A 21,967-nucleotide genomic window follows, 5' to 3' on the forward strand; every position below is an offset into this window, starting at 1 on the left:
AAGGAATAAGGTGCCAGTTTCCGAAAGCATGATCGCCGGTCTGATCGACCTAGATCGGGCCGACGATGACGGGCTGGTGGCTCAGCTCACCGGCCAGCTCCGAAGCCTGATCGCAACCGGCCGGCTCGCCAAAGGCCGCGCGTTGCCGTCGAGCCGCCGGCTTGCGAGCGATCTCGGCGTCTCCCGTAACACCGTCACCTATGCGTTCGAGCAGCTCGCCGCCGAAGGTTATCTCGAGGCGTCGCACGGCCGTCGTCCTGTGGTGACGGTCGACGGCGGGGAACGCATCGAAGGGTCGGCCGCGACTGCATCCGGCATTCGCTCCGCCAAGCCGCAGCTCTCGCCCTGGGCATCGAAGCTCAGGCAGACGGATTGGCCGATGTCTTATCAGGCGCCGCTCAAGCCGTTGCGTCCGGGACATGGGGATGCGCGGGAGTTTCCGAACGAGGTCTGGGCGCGCTGCCTGCGCCGCAGCGCTGTGCGCGCGGGCAAGCGTGAGCTCGGACCGGTCAACCGAACGCGCCTGCGCGAGGCGCTGGCGCACTATCTGGCGACCAGCAGAGGCGTTCGCGCGACCGCAGACCAGATCCTGATCCTGCCGAGTGCGCAGGCCGCGCTGACCCTGATCGCGGCCGTTCTGATCACGCCGGGTGACGAGGTCTGGGTCGAAGATCCCGGTTATCCCGGCGCCGCAGCCGCCTTCCTTGCGTCAGGGGCGCATGTCACCGGCATGAGACTGGACGAGCAGGGCATGCAGCGGATGCCGGGGACAGCCGCGCCAAAACTCATCTTCATGACGCCATCGCATCAGCATCCGACCGGGCGGTTGATGTCTCTTGCACGCCGCACGGAATTCCTTGGCATGAGCCGGCCCGGCAAGACCTGGATCGTCGAGGACGATTACGATGGCGAATTCCACTATGACAGTCGGCCGGTGCCGGCCCTGCAGGGCCTCGATGCGCACGGTCGCGTGTTCTATGTCGGCACGTTCTCGAAGGCGATGACGTCGGATATCCGGCTCGGCTATCTCGTCGTCCCTCCAGCGCTGGTCGGCACTCTGGAGATTGCGCAGCGGCACATCGGCCTGATCGCGTCCAGCCACATCCAGGAGGCGCTGGCCGAATTCATCGCGGACGGGCATTTCCTCGCGCATCTCCGCCGGATGCGCCGGCTCTATCACGCGCGGCGCGATCACCTCGTCGCGGGACTGGAGCGTCATCTCGGCGAGGCCCTCTCGGTTGAGGCGCCCTCGGGCGGCATCCAGCTCGTCGCCCGCCTCAAGCGTGGCCGTGCCGATCAGGCGGCGGTGCAACGCTTGGTCGACGCAGGCGTTGAAACGCGGGCGCTATCGAGCCTGGCGCTGGCCAAGCCGCGCGATCATGGCTTGCTGCTCGGCTTCGCGGCCTGGCGCGAGAGCGAGATCAGCGCGGCGTTGCGGGCAATGGTGTCGTGCTTCTAGCGCGCTAACCCACCGCCTTGGTCACGATGCGGATCTCCGACGTCAACGTCCGGTGCACGGGGCACTTGTCGGCGATCTCCATCAGTTTCTTGCGCTGCTCGGCATCGAGCGCGCCGTCGATCGCGATGTCGCGCTCGATCTGGTCGAGCATGCCGTCCTGTGTTTCGCACTCCGCGCAGTCCTTGGCGTAAATCTTCGAATGCTTCAGCGTGACGGTGACCCGGTCGAGCGGCAGCGATTTGCGGTCGGCATAGAGGCGCATGGTCATGGAGGTGCAGGCGCCGAGGCCGGCGAGCAGGAAGTCATAGGGGCCGGGACCGGCATCCTCGCCGCCGGCGGCGATAGGCTCGTCCGCCACAAGATGATGCGGGCCGACCGTGATGAGCTGGTTGAACTTGCTCTTGCGGGTCTCCTGCACCACCACCACCCGCGGCTGGTCCGCGGCATCCGTCGTCTTTGCAGGAGTTGCCGCGTCGATGTAGCGACTCGCCCAGGCCGCAATCACGTCGGCTGCGTAGAGCGCGTCGGCCGGCTTGGTGAGCAGATGATCGGCATGGTCGAGCGAGACGAAGCTCTTGGGGTGCTTCGCCGCCACGAAAATCTTCGTTGCATTGTCGATGCCGACGGTGTCGTCGACAGGTGATTGCATGATGAGCAGCGCCTTGTGCAGGCCGGTGATATCAGTCATCAGCTCGTGCTCGGCGATGTCGTCGAGGAATTCGCGTTTGATCCGGAACGGTCGCCCTGCGAGCGAGACTTCGACCTCACCCTGTGCGCGGATGTTTTCAATATGCTCTTTGAAAAGTCCGGTAACGTGGGCCGGATCCGATGGCGCGGCGATGGTTACGACAGCCTTTGCCTCGGGAACCTTTCCGGCCGCCGCCAGGATCGCTGCGCCGCCCAGGCTGTGCCCGATCAGGAGCGTTGGCGCCTTCCGTTTCGTGCGGAGATGATCGGCCGCATGCACGAGATCGGCGACGTTGGAGGAGAAGGTCGAATTGGCAAACTCGCCTTCACTGGAGCCGAGCCCGGTGAAATCGAATCGCAGCACGGCGATGCCCTTGGCAGCTAGCGCAACCGAGATGCGCTTGGCCGCGAGCGTGTCCTTGCCGCAGGTGAAGCAATGCGCGAACAGCGCGTATGCGGCCGGCTCGCCATCCGGCAGCTCCAGCGCGGCCGCGAGCTGATGGCCGCCTTCGCCGGTGAATTGGAAGCGTTCCGTCGGCATGGGCTCCCCCTTGTCTTTGCTTGACCTTAGTCGGCCGAATAGCGCTGCTCGGCCCAGGGATCGCCGCGGTTATGGTAACCGCGCACTTCCCAGAAGCCGGGTGCATCCTCAGTGACGAATTCGATGGCCTGAAGCCACTTTGCGCTCTTCCAGAAATAGAGATGCGGCACGACAAGCCGCACCGGGCCGCCATGCTCGTCGGACAGCGGCTGGCCGGACCAGCTATGGGCGAGCAGCGCGTCCTCGGCGGCGAAGTCTTCGAGCGCGAGGTTGGTGGTGTAGCCGTCATAGGAATGCAGCACCACGAAGCGCGCATCGTCGCGCGGCTGGCAGGCTGCCAGCAGCTCGCGTGTCGCGAGCCCTTCCCATTCATTGTCGTAACGCGACCATGTCGTCACGCAATGGATGTCGGACGTAAATTGCGCCTGCTTCTGCGCGGCGAACTCGGCATAGGTCCAGAATATCGGAGTCTCGATCGCGCCATAGACATCGAGCCGCCAGCGCTCGCGCGAAACCGGCGGCAACACGCCGAGATCGAGCACCGGCCAATCTTTCGTCAGATGCTGGCCGGGCGGTAGCCGCTGGTCCTCAGGCCGTGTGACTTTGCCCGTGAGAAAGCGACCCTCGCGCGCCCATTTCGCCTTGGTGCGCGTCAGCTTGCTGTCGGGTGGCGTCTCGTCGACCATGATCTGCTCGTAAATCGGCTACTCGTGACGATGCATCGCGGAGGCATGCTTGGTGTCACGCATGGTGGAATAGATGATCAGCGACAGGAAGATGACGCCCGCGAGATAATAGTAGAACCACTCTTCGTGTCCGATGCTCTTGAAATAGAGCGCGATCGCCGGCGCCGTGCCGCCGAAGATCGAGACAGTGATCGCGTAGGGCAGGCCGACACCGAGCGCGCGGACATTGGTCGGGAACAGCTCGGCTTTCACCACGGCGTTGATCGAGGTGTAGCCGGCGACGAACAGCCAGGCGGCGCAGATCAGGATGAAGGCCATGAAGGGTGACTTGGTCTCCTTCAGCGTCATCAGAAGGGGGACGGTCGCGAGCGAGCCGGCGACGCCGAAGAAGATCAACAGCGGCTTACGGCCGATCTTGTCGGAGATTGCGCCATAGATCGGCTGAAGGATGGTCGCGAAGATCAGCGAGCCGAAGATCACGAAGGTGGTCTGATCCTCGGTCAACCCGACCGAGAGTTTCACGAAGGTCTGCATGTAGGTTGTGAAGGTGTAGAACGCCGCGGTGCCGCCGGCGGTGAGGCCGACCACGAGGAGCAGTTCGCGCGGATAGCGCAGCAGATTGGCGATCGAGCCGGTCGGCTTGACCACCTTCTTGGCTTCCTCGAACGCCTCGGTCTCCTGCAGATAGCGCCGCATCACGGCGGCGAAGATCGCGAGCGCGGCGCCGATGGCGAACGGGATACGCCAGCCCCAGGCCTTGAGCTCGTCGGGGGTTAGGAAGACCTTCTGGAGGAGCAACAGGACGATGATCGCGGTGAGCTGGCCGCCGATCAGGGTCACGTACTGGAAGCTCGAATAGAAGCCGCGATGCTTGGGGTCGGCGACTTCGCTGAGGTAGGTGGCGCTGGCGCCGTACTCGCCGCCGAGGCTCAGACCCTCGATCACGCGGGCCAGCGCCAGGATCACCGGTGCGGCAAAGCCGATCGTCGCATAGGTCGGCGTCAGCGCGATGATCAGCGAGCCGAAGCACATGAAGACGACCGACAGCGTCAGCGAGATGCGTCGGCCGAAATGGTCGGCGATGTAGCCGAACAACCAGCCGCCCAGGGGACGCATTAGGAAGGTCGCCGCGAACACCACGGCGACATTCAACTGCTGGACGACGGGATCGCTGCCCGGGAAGAACGCCGGAGCGAAATAGAGCGCGAACGCCGTATAGGCGTAGAAATCGTACCATTCGACGAGGTTGCCGATCGAGCCGATCAGGATCGCCTTGATCCGGCGCTCGGCGTCGGCGATGTCGATGTGGTCGGAGGCCGGTTTGATTGCTTGCTCTGTCACGTCCGGCCTCCCAGAAATCCTTTGTCTGGGAGCCTACATCGCCTTTCCAAGCAAAAATGGCAACTGGCGGGGGCCCCTGACCGTGCCCTGCGACCAGGTCACGGTGCCTGCCGGGTCGAGCCGGAAGTCAGGAATCCGCTTCAGCCATTCCTCCAGCGCCACCTGCATCTCCATCCGCGCCAGATTGGAACCGACGCAGCGGTGGATGCCGAGGCCGAAGGCGGCGTGGCGGTTCTCCCGCCGGTCGATCACGACCTTGTCAGCATCCGGAAACATCTTCGGGTCGCGATTGGCGGCCGGGAAGGACAGCAGCACCATGTTGCCCGCTTTGACCGGGCAGCCCGAGACGGTGGTCTCCTTGACCACCTCGCGCGCCATGGTCACCGGCGAATAGGCCCGCAGCAGCTCCTCCACGGCGATCGGGATCAACCCAGGCTCGGCGATCAAGCGCTCGCGGTCGGCCGGCGTCCGGGCGAGATGCCAGAGCGAGGAGCCGATCGCGCTCCAGGTCGTGTCGATGCCGGCAATCAGGAGCAGCCGCAGCGAGCCCAGCACGTGCGACTCCTCCAGCGGCTGGCCTTCCTTGTCCTTGGCATTCATCAAATATGAGATCAGGTCGTCAGTCGGCTTCGACCTCCGCTCCTCGATATGCGTCCTGAAATAGGCGCTCATCTCCTGCACGGCCTGGAGCAGCTTGTTCTCGTCCTTGATCCCAAGCTCCAGGATCATATGGATCCAGTTGATGAAGAGATCGCTGTCGCTCTCGGGAATGCCGAGCATGTGCGCGATGGCCTGAACCGGGATGTATTTGCTGTATTGCGCTGCGGCATCGACCTTGCCGTCGGCGATGAACCCGTCGATCAGCTCGTTGCAGATCGCGCGCATCCGCGGCTCGAGCTTCTTCATCGCATCCGGGGTGAAGGGCGGCAGCAGCAATTGCTTGGCCGGCTTGTGCACGGGCGGGTCGGAGGTGATCGGCGGTGCCGCATTCCTGGCGACCTCGGGTCGGACGTCGCGGACGATGATGCGGCGCGACGAAAAATGCTCGGTGTCGTTGGCGATTTCGCGCACGGCCTCATAGGTCGTCGGCATATAGCAGCCGAGGAAGCGCTCGGTGTGCACGACCGGGCTCGCGGCGCGCAGCTCTTCCCAGATCGGGAAGGGATCATCCGTCCATTGCGGATCGGTGTGGTCGAAATCGTTGACCCAGTCGGTCACGGGCGGATGGGCTGTGGGCTCGCTCACGTCGGACATGACAAAAAATCCCTCGAATGTTTCTTGGGGCTCGTGTTCGCTGAAGGCACGGGGAACGCGGGCAGGCCGCGCTACTCCTCGATCACATCGATCGCGATTTCCGGGCAGTTGGATTTGGCAAGCCAGGCCTTGTCTTCGAGGCCCGGTGGAACCGTGCCGTCTCCGGCCGCATGGGCATTGCCGTATTCGTCGAGCTCGAACAGCTCCGGCGCCAACGCCTTGCAACGCGCGTGGCCCTGGCATTTGTCGGGATCGACGTGAACTCTCAGTCGTTCTGCCATTGCGGCTCCCTCGGTCGTATGCGCGTGGCCCGAAGGCCGGCGCGTTCCTCTTGTCAATGTTGTCTGCGACATTTGCCGCTTATTCTAAGTTATATGCTATTACATTCGCGACAAGCTTCCCCTGTCAAGCGCAAACTTATAGGCTCCGCCGTAACATGCGTTCACAACTCGCTCGCAAGCCCGAGAATACCTACCACCATGGCGATCTCCGCGACGCCTTGATCAAGGCTGCGTTACGCGAGGCGGAGCAGGGCGGGGCGGAAGCGATCAGCATCAAGGCGCTGGCCAAGCAGCTCGGTGTGTCGCAACCGGCGCCGTACCGTCATTTTGCTGACCGCGAGGCATTGCTCGCCGCCGTGACGGCGGAGGCGTTCCGGCAGCTCAGCACGCTTCTTCGGGAGGCGATGGCGAAGCCGTCGAAGCAATCAAAGCTGTCGCGGCTGGCGCAGGCGACGCTCGATTTCGGCCTGCGCCGCAACGGCATCTATCGGTTGATGTTTGCCTCGCGCACGGTGTCCTGCGCAGCCAAGGACAGCGAGCTGCACGAGGCCACCCGCGAGACGTTTGCGCTGGTCATCGAAGCACTGGAAGCGCCTGCGGTCGGCTATTTGCGCGAGCGGCAGGCCCTCAAGATCTGGGCCGCGCTGCACGGCGTGGTGATGCTGGCCGAGCAGGGTCTGTTCACCGGCGAGGCGGCCCACGCCACGCGCGAGGAACTGGTCGAGGATTTCGTGAACGAGACCAAGGCTGCGCTCGCCGTCGCGATCAAGGACGCGCAGCGTCGCAAGAAGGCCGGCGCTTAACCTTTCGCTTTCAGCAGCTTCATCAGCTTTTCGACCGCGCTGTCCGGCGTCGTCACGACGGGGCGGCCGGTCGCTTCCGCGACGAGCGGCGCGGTTGCCGCGATGCTGAATTGCGCCAGCGCGATGACGTCGCAATCGCGAAGGTCCTTTGACGCCTCGACGATCAGCCGGTCATGCGTGGCGCGGTCGCCGCGGTCGAGTGCGGCCAGCGCACCGTCGGCAAGTTTTGGCACGATGTGGGCGGAGGCCGGAAATTCCGGCGGCATCGAAACCAGCGTCGGCGGAAAGGTCGAGAGCAGGCCGATCTTCTTGCCCATCGTCACGGCCCGTTCGATCATGGCTTCGTTCGGCTTCAGCACCGGCATCGGCGCATGCGCCCGCGCGACGGCCTCGATGCAGGGGCCGAAGGCCGAGCAGGTGAACAGGATCGCATTCGCGCCGGTCGCGGCCGCATAGTCGCCGAGCGCAAGAAAGCGCTTGGTCATGGCATCGGTGAGCTTGCCGTCGCGCGCGAGATCCGCCGACAGGCTGTCGTCGAGCAGGTTCATCAGCCGGGCCTCCGGCCACGCCTGCGCGAACGCCGCCTCGATCGGGGCGATGGAGTGCTTGAGGGCGTGGATCAGGGCGATGCGCATGGGATGTCTCTTCTCCCTCGCCCCGCTTGCGGGGAGAGGGCATAGGCGGCCTGCAGCCGCCGTTGGTGAACAAGAACGCCGATGCGACGCATCGGCTACGGTGAGGGGGAGTCTCCGCGAGGACGGTGAGGGTTGGATGCGCGGAGGCTGCCCCTCACCCGGATTGCTGCCGGACGATGCTTCGCATCGCCGGGGCAATCCGACCTCTCCCCGCAAGCGGGGAGAGGTGAAGCATCGTTTACTTGAACGGCACGGCGTACATCAAGCCGCCCTTGCTCCAGAGGCCGTTGAGGCCGCGCTCGAGTTTGAGCGGGCTCGCCTTGCCGACATTGCGCTCGTAGATCTCGCCGTAATTGCCGGTGGCCTTGAGCGCCGTGACCAGCCATTTGTTGTCGAGACCGAGCCGCGAGCCGAGATCGCCGGAGGCGCCGAGCAGGCGCTGGATCGCGGGCGTCTGCGACTTCGTCATTTCGTCGACATTGGCCTGGGTGACGCCAAGCTCCTCGGCTTCGATCAGGCCGTAATGCAGCCAGGTGATGATGTCGCTCCAGACCTCGTCGCCATTGCGGGTGAAGGGTCCGAGCGGCTCCTTGCTGATGGTCGTTGGCAGCACGACGTAATCGGCCGGGTTCGGTGCGGCGGTCGTCACGGCGCCGGCGAGCGCGGAGGCGTCCTGGGTCATGGCATCGCAGCGGCCGCCGAAGAATGTCTGGTACATGGTGTCGACGCGGTCGAATACCAGCGGCTTCCAGTCGATGCCGTTGGCGCGGCCGTAATCGCCCAGCGTGACCTCATGGGTCGTGCCCTGCGCGACGCAAACGGTAGCGCCCTTGAGGTCCTTCAGCTCCTTCACGCCGAGGTCCTTCTTCACGACGAAGCCCTGGCCGTCGTAGAAGTTGATCGGTCCCTGCCGCAGGCCCAGCGTGACGCCGCGCAGATAAGTCTGCGTGGAGTTGCGGTAGAGCACGTCGATCTCACCCGATTGCAGCGCAGTGAAACGGTTCTGCGCGGTCAACGAGACGTAACGCACCTTGTTGGGGTCGCCGAGCACGCCGGCCGCGAGTGCACGGCAATAATCGACATCGAGGCCCTTGTAATTGCCCTGCGAGTCCGGCGCGGAGAAGCCGGCAAAGCCCGCGCTGACGCCGCACACCAGCGTGCCGCGGCTTTTCACGGTGTCGAGCGTCGCCGCCGACGCCGCAATCGTCGATGCCGCGAGCACGCCCGCTGCGATAACCACGTTCCTCATCATGATACTCTCCCCTCAGTGATTGACACTACGCAACACGTTGTCGACGGCTGTGCCGAGCTTGTCGACGATCTGGTCGATCTCGTCTGCCGAAGCGATATAGGGCGGCGCCAGCAGCACATGGTCGCCACGGACGCCGTCCACGGTGCCGCCGCCCGGATAGCAGCCGAGCCCGTTGGCGAAGGCTTCCGTCTTGATTTTCTGGTTGAGCTTGAGCGCCGGGTCGAACGAGGTGCGGCTGGCACGATCTGCGACGAGCTCGATTGCCCAGAACAGCCCGCGGCCCCTGATATCTCCGACATGGCGGTGATTGCCGAAGCGCTCGGTCAGCCGATGCTCGAGCTGCTTGCCGCGCTGCTTGATCTGCTCGAGCAGATTGTCCTCCCGGATCACGTCCTGCACCGCGAGCGCGGCCGCGCAGGCGAGGGGGTGGGCGAGATAGGTGTGACCGTGCTGGAACGCGCCCGAGCCCGAGCGAATGGTGTCGATGATCTTGCCGCTCGCAAGCATGGCGCCGATCGGCTGGTAACCGCCGCCAAGCCCCTTTGCGATCGCCTGGATATCGGGGGCGACGCCTTCCTGTTGCCATGCATGCGTCGTGCCGGTGCGGCCCATGCCGCACATGACCTCATCGAGGATGAGAAGCGCGCCGTGCCGGTCGCAGATCTCTCGCACGGCCTTGAAGTAGCCGTCCGGTGCCGTCACCGCACCGGCGGTGGCGCCAACGACCGGCTCGGCGAGGAACGCCGCGACGGTGTTGGGGCCGAGCCGCTGAAACTCGGCTTCGAGCTCCGCAGCGAGGCGCGCCACGAATTGCGCGTCGGACTCGCCGTCGTGCTTCTCATGATAGGCAAACGCCGGCGTCACGTGGCTGAATGCGGCCGAGAGCAGCGGTGCGTAGGGCGCGCGGCGCCAGGCATTACCACCGGCCGCGAGCGCACCGAGCGTGTTGCCGTGATAGCTCTGCCGCCGTGCGATGAAATGCTGCCGCTGCGGCTCACCGCGCTCGATGAAATATTGCCGTGCGAGCTTGATGCTGGCTTCGATCGCCTCCGATCCGCCGCTGACGAAATAGGCGTAGGCGAGACCGCCGGGCTCGTGGCCAACCAGCGTTTCGGCAAGCTGCTCGGCCGGATCGGAGGAGAAGAAGGCGGTGTGGGCGTAAGCGAGCGTCGAAGCCTGCTTCGCCATCGCCGCGATCACGCGCGGATGCTGATGACCGAGACAGGAGACGGCCGCGCCGCCGGAGGCGTCGATGACGCGGCGGCCGTCCTCGGCAAACAGATAGACGCCTTCGCCGCCGATCGCCTTGGGCGGAGTCTCACGCAACGAGCGGTGCAGCACGCGGCTGGTTCGGGTGCTCATGGATCAACCTTTCTCTGAAACGTAGGTGGAAGCCGTGGCGAGCCGTGCCTCGGTGTCCTGGAGCCGCTTCTTGGCGGCGCTGCCGCCCAGTGAGAACGTCACTGCGGCGAGCGACTGCGCGATCGCGAGCGCGCCGGTGAGGCTCGGAAAGAAACCGGGCGAGGAGGCCGCTTCGAACAGCAGAACGTGGTCGGCCCCCTCGGCCATCGGCGCGGCCACGCTGTCGGCGATCGCGATCAGCGTTGCGCCGGCGCGATAGGCGGCTTGCGCGACCCGGACGCTGGCGTTGGTGTAGGGCATGAAGCCGATGACGATCACGGCCTCGCCGGGGCGGAAGGCGCCGAGATCGAGATCGTCAGGGCCGGAGCTGCCGACGATCTGCACCTGTTCGGGCCGGAATAGCCGGAGCTCGTAGTTGAGCAATTCCGCGACGCTGCGGCAGCTGCGATAGCCGGTGATCCAGATCCGCTTTGCATCGTGCAGCGTGCGGGCCGCATCCGCGATCGCGTGGGCGGAGATACGTGGCAGACCCGCAGCTTCGGCTTCGAGCTTGTCGGTGATGAGCGTGACGTCCGCGTTCGGGCCGTGGCGGCGGCCTTTGGCGCGCGCCGAAAAGGGCGAGATCTGCGACGGCCGCCGTGCCTCGGTGAGCGCCGCGCGCAATGCGTCCCAGCCGGAATAGCCGATCGCCTTGGCAAGGCGCGTGAATGCGGCGGGATCGGCACCGGCCTCGGCCGCGAGGTCGCGCATCGAACGGGTGGTGGCATCGTAATCGTTGGCCGCGACAAAACGCCCGACCTCCTGCAAGCGCAGGGGGAGCGATGGCAACGCAATGCGCAGTTCGCTCAGGGGCGAGGATTTTGCGGGCTCGGCCATGAAACATTTGTTGCACGGTTCTTGGATTGGTGCAACAGTTGACGCGCGCCGCCGGAAATCGCTGTTTTCAGGAAGGATTTTTGTGCCGTGACCTCAGATGACCCCAGGCCGCCGCCGCGCCGCAGCTTTTTCGGCGCGCTCGGGCCGAACGAACTGAAGGGCCTGTTCTGGCAGGTGCTGGTGGTCGGCATCGCGGTCGCCGTCATCGTCTTCCTCTGGTCCAACACGGTCACCAACCTCTCGGCGCGCCGCATCACCACCGGCTTTGCATTTCTCGGCCGCGAAGCGGGCATGCCGATTGCCGACAGCCTGCTCGCCTACAGTCCGAGGGACAGCTACCTCTGGGCCTTCGTTGTCGGCGTCGCCAACACCCTGCGTGTCGCTGTGATCGGCATCGTGCTTGCGACCATTCTGGGGACGCTGATCGGGATCTCGCGGTTGTCGGCGAACTGGCTGCTGTCGCGGCTTGCCGCCGTCTATGTCGAGGTCCTGCGCGACATTCCGCTGCTGCTTCAGCTATTGTTCTGGTACGTGCTGATGCAGGCGTTGCCGGCGGCGCGCGCCGCGTGGCGGCCGGTCGACGGCGTTTTCCTGTCCAATCGCGGACTGATCCTGCCGGCGATCCCGGTGGGCTCGCCGCAGCTCTGGGTGCTCGGCACGGCCGCGCTCGGGCTCGCCGCGTTCTTTCTGATCAGGCGATGGCTGATCGCGCAACAGATGCGGGACGGCAAGCCGCGGCCGGCCTGGCCGTTTGCGGTTGGCCTCGTCGTCGCTCTGCCGACGGCGGTATCGGTGGCGCTCCGCGTGTCCTGGACGATCGAATGGCCCCAGCTGCGCGGCTTCAACTTCGTCGGCGGGTTGACGCTCGCGCCGGAATATTTCGCGCTGCTGATCGCGCTTGTGACTTACACCTCGGCTTTCATCGCCGAGATCGTACGCAGCGGCATCCAGTCGGTGCCGCGCGGGCAGTGGGATGCTGCCAGCGCGCTCGGTCTGCGCCGCAGCTTCATGCTACGGCAGATCATCCTGCCGCAGGCGCTGCGCGTGATCGTGCCGCCGATGACGAGCCAGTATCTCAACCTGACCAAGAACTCTTCGCTCGCGGTCGCGATCGGCTATCAGGACGTGGTCTCGATCGCCAACACCACGCTGAACCAGACCGGGCAGGCGATCGAGGCGATCTCGCTGATCATGGCGGTGTTCCTCACCATCAGCCTCGGCATCAGCTTCTTCATGAACTGGTACAATGCGCGCATTGCGCTGGCGGAGCGCTGAGCATGACGGCGATCACCGACATGCCCGACCTGCCGCGCGCCGCCCGCCGTCCGCAAATCGGCAATCCGGTGCTGCGCTGGCTACGCACCAATCTGTTCTCGTCGATCCCCAACGGCATCATGACGGTCGTTCTGCTGGCGGTGCTGACGAAAGGCGTGGTCAGCTTCGTGCAGTGGGGCATTGCGAACGCGGTCTGGCTCACGTCGGCCAACGATTCCAGCGCCTGCAAGGCCGTGCGCGGCCTCGGCGCCTGCTGGGCCATCATTCCCGAGAAGTACCGCTTCATCCTGTTCGGCACCTATCCGTTCGACGAGCAATGGCGGCCGGCGCTGTCCGTCGTGCTGTTCATTGCGCTGTTCTTTCTCTCGACGCGCCGCGCGCTATGGCGGCGGGAATTGGCTTACCTCTGGATCGGCGCGCTGGCGCTGATCAGCGTCCTGATGTGGGGCGGCGTGTTCGGGCTGTCCTTCGTCTCGCAGGACCGCTGGGGCGGGCTGCCGGTGACGCTGATCCTGGCGACGTTCGGATTGGCGTTCGGCTTCCCGCTCGGCATTCTGGTCGCGCTCGGCCGGCGCTCAAAGCTGCCGGCGATCCGCTCGCTGAGCGTGCTCTATGTCGAACTGATCCGCGGTGTGCCGCTGGTCAGCCTGCTGTTCATGGCGAGCGTGATGTTTCCGCTGTTCATGCCGGCTGGATTCAACATCGACAAGCTGTTGCGTGCGCAGATCGCGATCATTCTCTTCGCGGGCGCCTATCTTGCCGAGGTCATCCGTGGTGGCCTCCAGGCCGTGCCGCGCGGGCAATATGAGGCCGCTGACGCGCTGGGGCTGTCCTACTGGCGCAAGCACCGGCTGGTCGTCCTGCCGCAGGCGATCCGCCACGTCATCCCGCCGCTGGTCAACACCTTCATCGCCTTTTTCAAGGATACCAGCCTGGTGCTGATCATCGGCATCTTCGACCTGCTCACCACGGCCAAGACCGCGATCATCGATCCGGCCTGGCAACAGTTTTCGGTCGAGGTCTACATCTTTGTCGCCGCGATCTATTTCGTGTTCTGCTTCGCGATGTCGCGCTATAGCCGCGGCCTGGAGGCCCAATCCGCCTCGAGGTAAACCGGGAGCACGATGCTTATGCCGCGCCTATAGCAGGAGCCCAAATCCAGACTGGGAATCCTACGTGGCGAACTCCACCTTTAATTTGCTGGTGGGCTTCAACACGAGGCACGTCAAATCATGATGAAATCTGTTCTCGCCGCGTCGGCCATTCTGGTCGCGCTCTGCTCCGCTGCCGCTGCCCGCGACGTGGTGCATCACGCATCCATCGCGTCGGAAGCGACCGCCCGGATGTCACAGCCCCATCCGGGCTTCATGGCCCACGCGGCTATGACGGAGGATGCGGGCTACGACGCGCATCAGTATCACGGCGGCCCGAAAGCCAACGATTAAGATCTGACCGGGGCGCCGAGGTCTTGGTAACGGGCCGCGCAGAGGCGGCCTGATGGCGAATGTGCCGGCACCGGGGAACAGCTAAGGTCCCCCGGTGCGGCCCGCATCATGCCTTGATCTTCGGGTCGATCGGCGTCGTCCCGCGCAGGCCGAGAATATCCTCCAGCACCTTCGCGCCGGCGAGCACCTGCGCATCCGCGCGCGGCGCGCCGACGACCTGCACGCCGACCGGCAAACCGGAAGCCGTGAAGCCGCAGGGCAGCGACAGTGATGGGCAGCAGGCCAGCGTGATGGCGTAGACGATGCCGAGCCATTCGACGTAGTTCTCGAATCTCTTGCCGGCGCATTCCGCGACATAACGGTTCTCGATCGGGAAGGGCGGCACGATCGTCGTCGGCGTCAGCAGCAGATCGTAGGTCTTGAAGAATTCGATCGCGCGTGCGGTCATGCCGACGCGCTGGGCTTCGGCACGAGCGAGCTGCTCGACCGTGAGCTTGAGGCCCTCCTCGATGTTCCAGATCACCTCGGGCTTGAGCAGGTCGCGCTTGGTGCGCAGCAGATTGGCCTTGGTGATCGCGAAGTCGAAGGCGCGCAGCACGTGGAAGCATTCGTGCGCTTCGCGCCAGTCGGGATGCGCCTCCTCGACGATGGCGCCGGCTTCCGCGAAGCGTTCCGCCGCCTTGCGCGTGATCGCCTTGACCTCGGGATCAACCGGCGTGATGCCGAGATCGGGCGAATAGGCGATGCGCTTGGGCTTCCTGCCCGACTGTGCCGCCGACAGGAAGGAGGTCGTGGGCGCCGGCAGCGACAGCGGATCGTCGGCATAGTCGCCGCTCATGGCGTCGAGCAGCAATGCGAGATCCTCGACATTGCGCGCCATCGGACCGACCACGCCGAGATTGCGGTCGATACCCGATTTCGGGGTATGCGCGACGCGACCGATGCTCGGCCGCATGCCGACGACGCCGCAGAAGGCTGCGGGGCTGCGCAAGGAGCCGCCCATGTCGGAGCCCTGTGCCAGCCAGGCCATGCCGGTGGCGAGTGCCACCGCTGCGCCGCCGGAAGAGCCGGCCGCCGACCTGGACGTATCCCAGGGATTGAGCGTCGCACCGAACACCTCGTTGAAGGTGTTGGCGCCGGCGCCGAATTCCGGCGTGTTGGATTTTGCGTAGACGACCGCGCCATTGGCCTCGAGATTCTCGACCATGAGGTCGGACGTCGCGGAAATGTTATCCTTGAAGATCGGCGAGCCCTGGGTGTTCAACACGCCGGCGACGTCGGTCAGGTCCTTGATCGGCAGCGGCAGACCCGCGAGCAGCCCGCGTGCACCGGCCGGCTTCTGCATCAGCGCTTTCGCATTGGTCCGCGCGCGATCGAAGCACAGTGTCGGCAGCGCGTTGACCTTGCCGTCGACCTCGCCGATGCGCTTCTCCACCACGTCGAGCAGCTCGAGGGGAGAAACGTCGCCGGAGCGCAGCTTGTCGACGACGGTGCAGGCGGTTTCGCGGATCAGGTCTTGAGACAACTATTTTGCTCCTAAGGCTACTCTTGGTTCGCTTCGACAGAAAAGTCTAACCCCATCCGGCGCTGATGCCGCCGTCGACCGTGTAGATCACGCCGGATGTGTAGCCGGCGCGATCCGACGCGAGGAAGGCCATGAGGTCGCCGATCTCGCGCGCATGCGCGGGGCGGCCGAGCGGCAGGCCCTTCTGGAATTCCTTGTAACGGTTCTCATCGCCGAACTGGTGCTTTGCCCGCGTCTTCAGCAGCGTGACGTGGCGGTCGGTGCCGACCGGGCCCGGATTGATGCCGACCACGCGGATGTTGTCGGCGAGGCTTTTTCCGCCGAGCGCGCGGGTGAAAGCCATCAGCGCGGCATTGCCGGCGCTGCCGCAGATGTAATTGGCGTCGAATTTTTCGCCGGCCGCACCGATGTCGTTGACGATGACGCCGCCGCCTTTGGCCTTCATCTGCGCGTAGATCTGCCGCGTCAGGTTGATGTAACCGAACACTTTCAATTCCCAGGCGTGGCGCCAGGTGGCTTCATCGATCTTGTCGATCGAGCCGCCGGGGATGTCGCCGGCATTGTTGACGAGCACGTCGATATCGGCAGCTTCCTTGGCGAGCCGGGCGATGTCCTCGGCCTTGCGCAAATCCACGATGCTGGTCGCAGCGTCGATCTGGTGCGCCGAGCGCAGCCGGTCAGCCAGCGCCTTGAGCTGATCGCCGTTGCGGGCGGCGAGCAGGAGATGAGCGCCTTCCTCGGCAAACGCTTCGGCGGCGGCTGCGCCGATGCCCTTGGACGCGCCCGTGATCAGGACGCGCTTGCCACGCAGATGCAGATCCATGGAGTGTACTCGCTCGGTGGGAACTGAATGAAATCAGTAGGCGGTCGGCTGCGCCATGGTCAACATTGCAGTGCAGCGTTGCACTGCCGCCGAGTTTGGTCCATTGCAGTGCGGTCAAAAAGACGGCGGCTGCCGGACCAAAAAGGGACGTTCTCGATGAGCAAGAAACAATACCGGATCGCAGTCATCCCCGGCGATGGCATCGGCAAGGAAGTGATGCCCGAGGGCCTGCGCGTTTTGGAGACGGCGGCCAAGAAGCACGGCGTGTCCCTGCATTTCGATCATTTCGACTTCTCGTCCTGGGATTATTACGAGAAGCACGGGCAGATGATGCCGGATGATTGGAAGGAAAAGATCGGCAAGCACGACGCGATCTATTTCGGCGCGGTCGGCTGGCCCGCCAAGATTCCGGATCACGTCTCGCTGTGGGGCTCGCTGATCAAGTTCCGTCGCGAGTTCGATCAATATGTGAACCTGCGCCCGGTGCGGCTGATGCCCGGCGTGCCGTCGCCGCTGGCGGGCCGCAAGCCCGGTGACATCGATTTCTGGGTGGTGCGCGAGAACACCGAAGGCGAATATTCCTCCGTCGGCGGACGCATGTTCCCCGACACCGACCGCGAGTTCGTGACGCAGCAGACGGTGATGACCCGCACCGGCGTCGATCGTATCCTGAAATTCGCCTTCGAGCTCGCGCAGTCGCGGCCGAAGAAGCACCTGACCTCGGCGACCAAGTCCAACGGCATCTCCATCACCATGCCCTATTGGGATGAGCGCGTGGAGGCGATGGCCAAGAAGTTTCCGGGCGTGAAGTGGGACAAGTACCACATCGACATTCTCACCGCGAACTTCGTGCTGCATCCGGACTGGTTCGACGTCGTGGTCGGCTCCAACCTGTTCGGCGACATCCTGTCCGATCTGGGTCCCGCCTGCACCGGCACGATCGGCATCGCGCCATCGGGCAACATCAATCCCGAGGGCGATTTCCCCTCGGTGTTCGAGCCGGTGCACGGCTCGGCGCCCGACATCGCAGGGCAGGGCATCGCGAACCCGATCGGTGCGATCTGGTCGGGCGCGATGATGCTGGATCATCTCGGCGAGAAGGTTGCCGGCAAGTCGATCGTCGATGCGATCGAGCGCACGCTGGCCGAACGCACGCTGCGCACCAAGGACCTCGGTGGCAATGCCGACACCACGGCGTGCGGCAAGGCCGTCGCGGATATGGTGGACTAGGCACGTTCGCGCAACAGATCACGGTGTCGTCCCGGCGAAAGGCGGGACCCATACGCCGCAGCCGTTGTTGCTGCGCGAGAAGGTCATTGCCTGTCTTCGCCAAACGCCTGCTGCGACATATGGGTCCCGGATCTGCACTTCGCTTGTCCGGGACGACACCGTTTGTGGTTGCTTCGTTCTCGTTCAGCCCGCGATCTTCTCGATCGCCGCCTGATCCAGCCCGAACTTCTTCCCGGCTTCCAAAATTTCCTGCCAGGTGGTCGGATCGACCGGAATGCCTTCGGCAAGGCGCTTCTTCTTGGTCTCGCGCTCGGGCTCGCCGGCAATCTTCACTTTCTCGACGCCGGGGCCGGGAGGCGAGCCGGTGTGCCAGGCAACAAAACTCTCGACTTCACTTGCCAGGTTCTCGCCTGTGCCGAGCTTGCCCGGATCAATGACGATCGAGAGCATGCCGTTGAGGACGTTGTACTTGCCGTCGGACGGGCCCTTGACCACCTGCCCGCCGGAGAGCGCGCCGCCGAGGATTTCGCACACCAACGCGAGCCCCGAACCCTTGTGCTCGCCGAACGGCAAGATGGCGCCATACGGCGGGATCACGGTGTAGCGCGGATTGACGGTGGGCTTACCTTCGTTGTCGATGATGGTGCCGGGCTCGAGTTCGACGCCCTTGTTGTGAGCGACGCGGGTCTTGCCCTGCGCGATCCGGCTGGTGGCGAAGTCGAGCACGATCGGCTCCTTGCCGCGGCGCGGGATGCCGACACAGAACGGGTTGGTGCCGTGGCGCGGATCGCTGCCGCCCCAGGGCGCCACGATCGGGCGCGAGATCACGTTGACGAAATGGATCGAGACCAGCCCGTGGTCGATGCACTGCTCGGCCCAGTGGCCGATGCGGCCGATGTGGTGCGCGTTGGAAAGGCCGACGAGGCAGACGCCGTTCTGCTTGGCGCGCTCTGCCGCCAGCTCCATCGCTTCATGGCCGATCACCTGGCCGTAGCCGGTGAGACCGTCGAGGGTGAGAAGCGGACCGGTGTCGAGCACGGTCTTGACGTGAGCGTTCACCGCCAGGCCGCCGTTGACGACGCTCGAGACATAACGCGGGATCATGCCGACGCCGTGGGAATCATGTCCCTTGAGGTTGGCCTCGACGAGATTGGTGGATACGAGTTCGGCTTCACGGTCGGAGGAGCCCCCGGCCTTGACGATGGCGCGGATGGCGTTGGTGAGCGGCTCTGCCTTGATGGTGCGATAGTCGGCCATTGTTGTTGCTCTTATCCTTTCACGATCCGGCGGCAATGGATCCATGCCGCCTCAATCAGGTTCTCGCTGGCTTCCGGCGTCCGAAACGCCGAATGCGCCGACAGCGTCACGTTCGGAATCTTGGTCAGTGGATGATCCGCGGGCAGCGGCTCGATGTTGAAGACGTCGAGGCCAGCATGGCGGATGTGGCCCGACTTCAACGCATCGATCATCGCCTGTTCGTCGACGATGGCACCGCGCGCGGTGTTGATGAAGACGACGCCCGGTTTCATCTTCGCGATCTTTTCGCGCGTGATCATGCCGCGCGTCTCGTCGTTGAGCAGCAGGTGCAGCGACACGACGTCGCTCCGCGCCAACAACGTGTCGAGATCGGTGAACTCGATGCCGGGATGGGTCTTCGGCGAGCGGTTCCAGGCGATCACCTTCATGCCGCTGCCGGACGCAATGCGCGCGACTTCGGCGGCGATACCGCCGAAGCCGATCAGGCCCAGCGTCTTGCCGGTGAGCTGCATACCGTCCTCGCGCAGCCAGTTACCGGCGCGCATCTCGCGGTCCATCATCGTGATGACGCGCGCGGAGGACCACATCAGCGCGATCGCCGACTCCGCGACGGCCGTATCGCCATAGCCCTTGATCAGATGCACGGAGATGCCGAGCTCGGCGAGTTCCTCCGGGTTCATGTAGCTGCGCGCGCCGGTGCCGAGGAATACGACGTGCTTGAGGCCTGCGCACTTCTTCGCGACCTCGGTTGGCAGCGCGGTGTGGTCCACGATCGCGATCTCGGCACCGTCGAGGATCTCAGGATATTGCTCGGGCTTGATATCAGGGTCCCGGTGAATCCGCACCTTGGGGTCGCCGGGCTTCTCCAGCCGCTCCATGATCACGGCGAGCGCTTCATTGGCGTCGACGAAAACTCCGCGCATATCTGTCTCCGATCAGGATGCGACGCCGGCGATCGCCAGCACGGTGTGCATCAGCACGTTGGTGCCGGCAGCGCAGTCGGGCTGCGTGGCGTCTTCGAGCTCGTTGTGGCTGATGCCGTCCTTGCAGGGCACGAACACCATCGCCGCCGGCATGACGGTGTTGAGGTTGCAGGCATCGTGGCCGGCCCCGGAGGTGATACGGCGGGAGGAGTAGCCGAGCGTCTTGGCCGCATTCTCGACCGCCGCAATCAGCTTGGGATCGAAATGCGTCGGTGGTTTGCGCCAGACCAGATCGATCTTGACATCGACCTTGCGGCGCGCGGCGATCTCGGCGATGGCCGCACGAAGGTCGCGATCGAGCGCATCCATGATCGCGCCGTCTGCGCTGCGGCAATCCATGGTGAAGGCGATCTCGCCGGGAATGACGTTGCGCGAGGGATTTGCGATCACGGCCTCGCCGATGGTGCCGACCGCGTTCGGCCCGTGCTTCCTGGCGATGGCTTCCATCGCGAGCACGATCTCGGACAGCGTCGCCAGCGCATCGCGCCGCAACGGCATCGGCGTCGATCCCGCATGGCTCTCGAAGCCGGAGATCTTGCCGTCGTACCACAGCACGCCCTGGCCGGAATCGACCACGCCGATGGTCTTGCCCTCGGCTTCCAGGATCGGACCCTGTTCGATGTGCAGCTCGACGAAGCAGCCGAGCTTCTGGAAACCGACCGGCTTGTCGCCGCGATAGCCGATGCTGTCGAGCGCCTGGCCGACAGTCGTGCCCTCGATATCCTTGCGCGAGAGGATGTCGTCGGTGGTGAAATCGCCGACATAGGCGGCGGAGGCCATCATCGCCGGCGCGAAGCGCGAGCCTTCCTCGTTGGTCCAGTTGACGACGCAGATCGGCGCCTCGGTCTCGATGCCGGCATCGTTCAGCGTGCGGATCACCTCGAGCGCGCCGAGCGTGCCGAGAATGCCGTCATATTTGCCGCCGGTCGGCTGGGTGTCGAGATGCGAGCCGATGCCGACGGGCAGCTTCGACATGTCGCGGCCCTTGCGGAGCCCGAACTGCGAGCCGAGCGCATCGACATGCACCTCGAGGCCCGCGTCCTCACAGGCCTTTCGGAACCAGTCGCGAACCTGCTTGTCTTCGCTGCTCAGCGTCAGCCGCCGTACACCGCCCTTGGCCGTCCCGCCGAATTGCGCGGTCTCGTGAATGGAGCCCCAGAGGCGGGCGGAATCGATTTGCAGGTTCGTCGCGGCTCGGCTCATGCGTCAGTCTCTCGTTTGTCCGGCGCCTTTTTCAATGACGCGCCAGCGCGGGCGCGTCAACCGCGAGGCTGCTCTGCGCAATCTGACATGCAAGCTCGGCGACGCGCTCCACCGCAACGACGTCGGGCGAGGCGAGCCAGCTTGCCGTAAACGTCAGCGGCGCGATCTCCAGGTCGGTGTCGAGCAACTGCAGCCGGCCATCGGCGAGCTCGTTCTCGACGATGGCATCGGGGATCACGGCGATGCCGAGGCCTTCCACTGCCATGTGGATCACGGTCGCAAGCGAGGCAGAGGCGTGGAGACGGATCGGCGGCAAGTCGGGCCGGTCGAATACCTCGCGCACGACCTCGTAGGGCCTGGTCTTGCGCGGAAAGGTGATGATCGGAAACCGCGCGAGATCGGCGGGCGTCACCGGGCCGTGTCCGAGCCCGAGCGAGGGACTTGCGAGAAAGCCGATCGGATAATCGGCCAGCACGCGGTTGTGCACGCCCGAGGCCGACAGCGGTCCGACCACGAAGGCCAGTTCGATCTCCTGCGCGAGCAGGCGCGCGGTGAGGTTCGGCGTGATGTCGACCTCGATCTCCAGCGACAGGTTGGGATAGATCTGGTTCATGCTCTTCACCAGCCGCGGCAGCCAGGTGTGCACGATGGTCTCGGCGACGCCGAGCCGCATCACGCCGCGCATCGCCGAACGATCGCCGATCTCGGCCATCATCTGGGCGCGCAGGCCGATCAGCTTTTCCGCATAGACCATCATCTGCCGGCCGCTCGGGGTGGGCGAGGCCACGCGATGGTCGCGGTTGAGGAGCTTGACACCCATCTCGCGCTCGAGCTGGGCGATGCGCTGGGAGATCGCAGGCTGGGTCGTATTCAGCCGTGCCGCGGCGCCGCGAAAGCTGCCGAGCTTCACAACCCAAAGGAAGGTTTCGATCGACCTGAAGTCCAGCATCGGAAGGATTTTCCCAATCGATAAATTATATTTATCGATATTGATTAGAAAGGAAGATTAGACTTTATAGCACGCTTGGTGTTGGCTGTCTTTGTCGAGT

21 protein-coding genes are annotated in these 21,967 nt (G+C 64.7%); 6 read left to right on the plus strand and 15 right to left on the minus strand.

From position 1 onward, the window contains the following. Positions 1-28 precede the first annotated feature (28 nt). Complete coding sequence (locus tag NLM32_RS16510; RefSeq protein ID WP_254135325.1) at positions 29-1,459, plus strand: PLP-dependent aminotransferase family protein; 1,431 nt, start codon at positions 29-31, stop codon at positions 1,457-1,459. Between the two features lie 4 nt (positions 1,460-1,463). On the opposite strand, the gene NLM32_RS16515 is transcribed toward NLM32_RS16510, so the two are convergent. From NLM32_RS16515 to NLM32_RS16535, 5 genes are all read right to left on the minus strand, one after another. Beyond that, positions 1,464-2,687: a bifunctional alpha/beta hydrolase/OsmC family protein gene (locus NLM32_RS16515; RefSeq protein WP_254129998.1), complete on the minus strand. Its 1,224-nt coding sequence runs from the start codon at positions 2,685-2,687 to the stop codon at positions 1,464-1,466. 26 nt (positions 2,688-2,713) lie between these two features. Beyond that, entirely contained in the window at positions 2,714-3,373 is a 660-nt protein-coding gene (locus tag NLM32_RS16520) for a sulfite oxidase-like oxidoreductase (protein WP_254129999.1), read from the minus strand. An 18-nt stretch (positions 3,374-3,391) separates the two neighbouring features. Continuing rightward, a complete protein-coding gene (locus tag NLM32_RS16525; protein ID WP_254130000.1) occupies positions 3,392-4,714 on the minus strand; it encodes an MFS transporter in 1,323 nt (440 codons plus the stop codon). A gap of 33 nt (positions 4,715-4,747) precedes the next feature. Next, a complete protein-coding gene (locus NLM32_RS16530) occupies positions 4,748-5,968 on the minus strand; it encodes a cytochrome P450 (protein ID WP_254130001.1) in 1,221 nt (406 codons plus the stop codon). Between the two features lie 71 nt (positions 5,969-6,039). Further along, positions 6,040-6,249, minus strand: a complete 210-nt coding sequence (locus NLM32_RS16535) for a ferredoxin (RefSeq protein ID WP_254130002.1) — start codon at positions 6,247-6,249, stop codon at positions 6,040-6,042. Positions 6,250-6,404: 155 nt separating this feature from the next. On the opposite strand from NLM32_RS16535, the gene NLM32_RS16540 reads away from it, so the two are divergent. Then, on the plus strand, positions 6,405-7,052 hold the full coding sequence (locus tag NLM32_RS16540) for a TetR/AcrR family transcriptional regulator (RefSeq protein ID WP_254130003.1): 648 nt from the start codon (positions 6,405-6,407) through the stop codon (positions 7,050-7,052). Here NLM32_RS16540 and NLM32_RS16545 read toward each other — a convergent pair. From NLM32_RS16545 to NLM32_RS16560, 4 genes are all read right to left on the minus strand, one after another. Then, entirely contained in the window at positions 7,049-7,687 is a 639-nt protein-coding gene (locus tag NLM32_RS16545; RefSeq protein ID WP_254130004.1) for an aspartate/glutamate racemase family protein, read from the minus strand. The two genes, NLM32_RS16540 and NLM32_RS16545, sit on opposite strands and share 4 nt — an antisense overlap. 238 nt (positions 7,688-7,925) lie before the next feature. After that, positions 7,926-8,939 (minus strand): amino acid ABC transporter substrate-binding protein, encoded by a 1,014-nt coding sequence (locus NLM32_RS16550; RefSeq protein ID WP_254130005.1) that lies wholly within the window; start codon positions 8,937-8,939, stop codon positions 7,926-7,928. 12 nt (positions 8,940-8,951) lie between these two features. After that, complete coding sequence (locus tag NLM32_RS16555; RefSeq protein WP_254130006.1) at positions 8,952-10,301, minus strand: aspartate aminotransferase family protein; 1,350 nt, start codon at positions 10,299-10,301, stop codon at positions 8,952-8,954. 3 nt (positions 10,302-10,304) lie between these two features. Further along, positions 10,305-11,177 (minus strand): MurR/RpiR family transcriptional regulator, encoded by an 873-nt coding sequence (locus tag NLM32_RS16560; RefSeq protein ID WP_254130007.1) that lies wholly within the window; start codon positions 11,175-11,177, stop codon positions 10,305-10,307. 87 nt (positions 11,178-11,264) lie between these two features. Here NLM32_RS16560 and NLM32_RS16565 point away from each other — a divergent pair, with 87 nt between their 5' ends. The 3 genes from NLM32_RS16565 to NLM32_RS16575 all read left to right on the plus strand — a co-directional run bounded on the left by NLM32_RS16565 (position 11,265) and on the right by NLM32_RS16575 (position 13,897). Next, positions 11,265-12,452 (plus strand): amino acid ABC transporter permease, encoded by a 1,188-nt coding sequence (locus tag NLM32_RS16565; RefSeq protein ID WP_254130008.1) that lies wholly within the window; start codon positions 11,265-11,267, stop codon positions 12,450-12,452. 2 nt (positions 12,453-12,454) lie between these two features. After that, a complete protein-coding gene (locus tag NLM32_RS16570) occupies positions 12,455-13,564 on the plus strand; it encodes an amino acid ABC transporter permease (protein ID WP_254130009.1) in 1,110 nt (369 codons plus the stop codon). A gap of 120 nt (positions 13,565-13,684) precedes the next feature. Next, positions 13,685-13,897: a hypothetical protein gene (locus NLM32_RS16575; protein ID WP_254130010.1), complete on the plus strand. Its 213-nt coding sequence runs from the start codon at positions 13,685-13,687 to the stop codon at positions 13,895-13,897. A gap of 106 nt (positions 13,898-14,003) precedes the next feature. On the opposite strand, the gene NLM32_RS16580 is transcribed toward NLM32_RS16575, so the two are convergent. Together NLM32_RS16580 and NLM32_RS16585 are read right to left on the minus strand one after the other, a co-directional pair. Further along, positions 14,004-15,422, minus strand: coding sequence for an amidase (locus NLM32_RS16580; RefSeq protein ID WP_254130011.1), 1,419 nt, complete (start codon positions 15,420-15,422; stop codon positions 14,004-14,006). Between the two features lie 46 nt (positions 15,423-15,468). Further along, positions 15,469-16,245, minus strand: a complete 777-nt coding sequence (locus NLM32_RS16585) for an SDR family oxidoreductase (RefSeq protein ID WP_254130012.1) — start codon at positions 16,243-16,245, stop codon at positions 15,469-15,471. A gap of 156 nt (positions 16,246-16,401) precedes the next feature. On the opposite strand from NLM32_RS16585, the gene NLM32_RS16590 reads away from it, so the two are divergent. After that, positions 16,402-17,475 carry a tartrate dehydrogenase gene (locus NLM32_RS16590; protein ID WP_254130013.1) on the plus strand — a complete coding sequence of 358 codons (1,074 nt, stop codon included), beginning with the start codon at positions 16,402-16,404 and terminating at the stop codon, positions 17,473-17,475. A gap of 183 nt (positions 17,476-17,658) precedes the next feature. On the opposite strand, the gene NLM32_RS16595 is transcribed toward NLM32_RS16590, so the two are convergent. The 4 genes from NLM32_RS16595 to NLM32_RS16610 are packed head-to-tail and all read right to left on the minus strand — an operon-like array spanning position 17,659 to position 21,867. Next, positions 17,659-18,732: a malate/lactate/ureidoglycolate dehydrogenase gene (locus NLM32_RS16595; RefSeq protein ID WP_254130014.1), complete on the minus strand. Its 1,074-nt coding sequence runs from the start codon at positions 18,730-18,732 to the stop codon at positions 17,659-17,661. Between the two features lie 11 nt (positions 18,733-18,743). Beyond that, positions 18,744-19,655 (minus strand): NAD(P)-dependent oxidoreductase, encoded by a 912-nt coding sequence (locus NLM32_RS16600; protein ID WP_254130015.1) that lies wholly within the window; start codon positions 19,653-19,655, stop codon positions 18,744-18,746. Positions 19,656-19,667: 12 nt separating this feature from the next. Continuing rightward, positions 19,668-20,918 carry a Zn-dependent hydrolase gene (locus NLM32_RS16605; RefSeq protein ID WP_254130016.1) on the minus strand — a complete coding sequence of 417 codons (1,251 nt, stop codon included), beginning with the start codon at positions 20,916-20,918 and terminating at the stop codon, positions 19,668-19,670. A 31-nt stretch (positions 20,919-20,949) separates the two neighbouring features. Then, complete coding sequence (locus NLM32_RS16610; protein ID WP_148774422.1) at positions 20,950-21,867, minus strand: LysR family transcriptional regulator; 918 nt, start codon at positions 21,865-21,867, stop codon at positions 20,950-20,952. Positions 21,868-21,967 lie beyond the last annotated feature (100 nt).

Origin of the sequence: Bradyrhizobium sp. CCGUVB14, from assembly GCF_024199935.1 — a bacterium.
In the GTDB taxonomy this organism is placed as follows: Bacteria; Pseudomonadota; Alphaproteobacteria; order Rhizobiales; family Xanthobacteraceae; genus Bradyrhizobium.

Bases quoted from the DNA above. Each gene is read 5' to 3' on its own strand.
- NLM32_RS16510 (WP_254135325.1), top strand. From the start codon at position 29: ATGATCGCCGGTCTGATCGACCTAGATCGGGCCGACGATGACGGGCTG.
- NLM32_RS16515 (WP_254129998.1), bottom strand. From the start codon at position 2,687: ATGCCGACGGAACGCTTCCAATTCACCGGCGAAGGCGGCCATCAGCTC.
- NLM32_RS16520 (WP_254129999.1), bottom strand. From the start codon at position 3,373: ATGGTCGACGAGACGCCACCCGACAGCAAGCTGACGCGCACCAAGGCG.
- NLM32_RS16530 (WP_254130001.1), bottom strand. From the start codon at position 5,968: ATGTCCGACGTGAGCGAGCCCACAGCCCATCCGCCCGTGACCGACTGG.
- NLM32_RS16535 (WP_254130002.1), bottom strand. From the start codon at position 6,249: ATGGCAGAACGACTGAGAGTTCACGTCGATCCCGACAAATGCCAGGGC.
- NLM32_RS16540 (WP_254130003.1), top strand. From the start codon at position 6,405: ATGCGTTCACAACTCGCTCGCAAGCCCGAGAATACCTACCACCATGGC.
- NLM32_RS16545 (WP_254130004.1), bottom strand. From the start codon at position 7,687: ATGCGCATCGCCCTGATCCACGCCCTCAAGCACTCCATCGCCCCGATC.
- NLM32_RS16550 (WP_254130005.1), bottom strand. From the start codon at position 8,939: ATGATGAGGAACGTGGTTATCGCAGCGGGCGTGCTCGCGGCATCGACG.
- NLM32_RS16555 (WP_254130006.1), bottom strand. From the start codon at position 10,301: ATGAGCACCCGAACCAGCCGCGTGCTGCACCGCTCGTTGCGTGAGACT.
- NLM32_RS16560 (WP_254130007.1), bottom strand. From the start codon at position 11,177: ATGGCCGAGCCCGCAAAATCCTCGCCCCTGAGCGAACTGCGCATTGCG.
- NLM32_RS16570 (WP_254130009.1), top strand. From the start codon at position 12,455: ATGACGGCGATCACCGACATGCCCGACCTGCCGCGCGCCGCCCGCCGT.
- NLM32_RS16575 (WP_254130010.1), top strand. From the start codon at position 13,685: ATGATGAAATCTGTTCTCGCCGCGTCGGCCATTCTGGTCGCGCTCTGC.
- NLM32_RS16585 (WP_254130012.1), bottom strand. From the start codon at position 16,245: ATGGATCTGCATCTGCGTGGCAAGCGCGTCCTGATCACGGGCGCGTCC.
- NLM32_RS16590 (WP_254130013.1), top strand. From the start codon at position 16,402: ATGAGCAAGAAACAATACCGGATCGCAGTCATCCCCGGCGATGGCATC.
- NLM32_RS16595 (WP_254130014.1), bottom strand. From the start codon at position 18,732: ATGGCCGACTATCGCACCATCAAGGCAGAGCCGCTCACCAACGCCATC.
- NLM32_RS16600 (WP_254130015.1), bottom strand. From the start codon at position 19,655: ATGCGCGGAGTTTTCGTCGACGCCAATGAAGCGCTCGCCGTGATCATG.
- NLM32_RS16605 (WP_254130016.1), bottom strand. From the start codon at position 20,918: ATGAGCCGAGCCGCGACGAACCTGCAAATCGATTCCGCCCGCCTCTGG.
- NLM32_RS16610 (WP_148774422.1), bottom strand. From the start codon at position 21,867: ATGCTGGACTTCAGGTCGATCGAAACCTTCCTTTGGGTTGTGAAGCTC.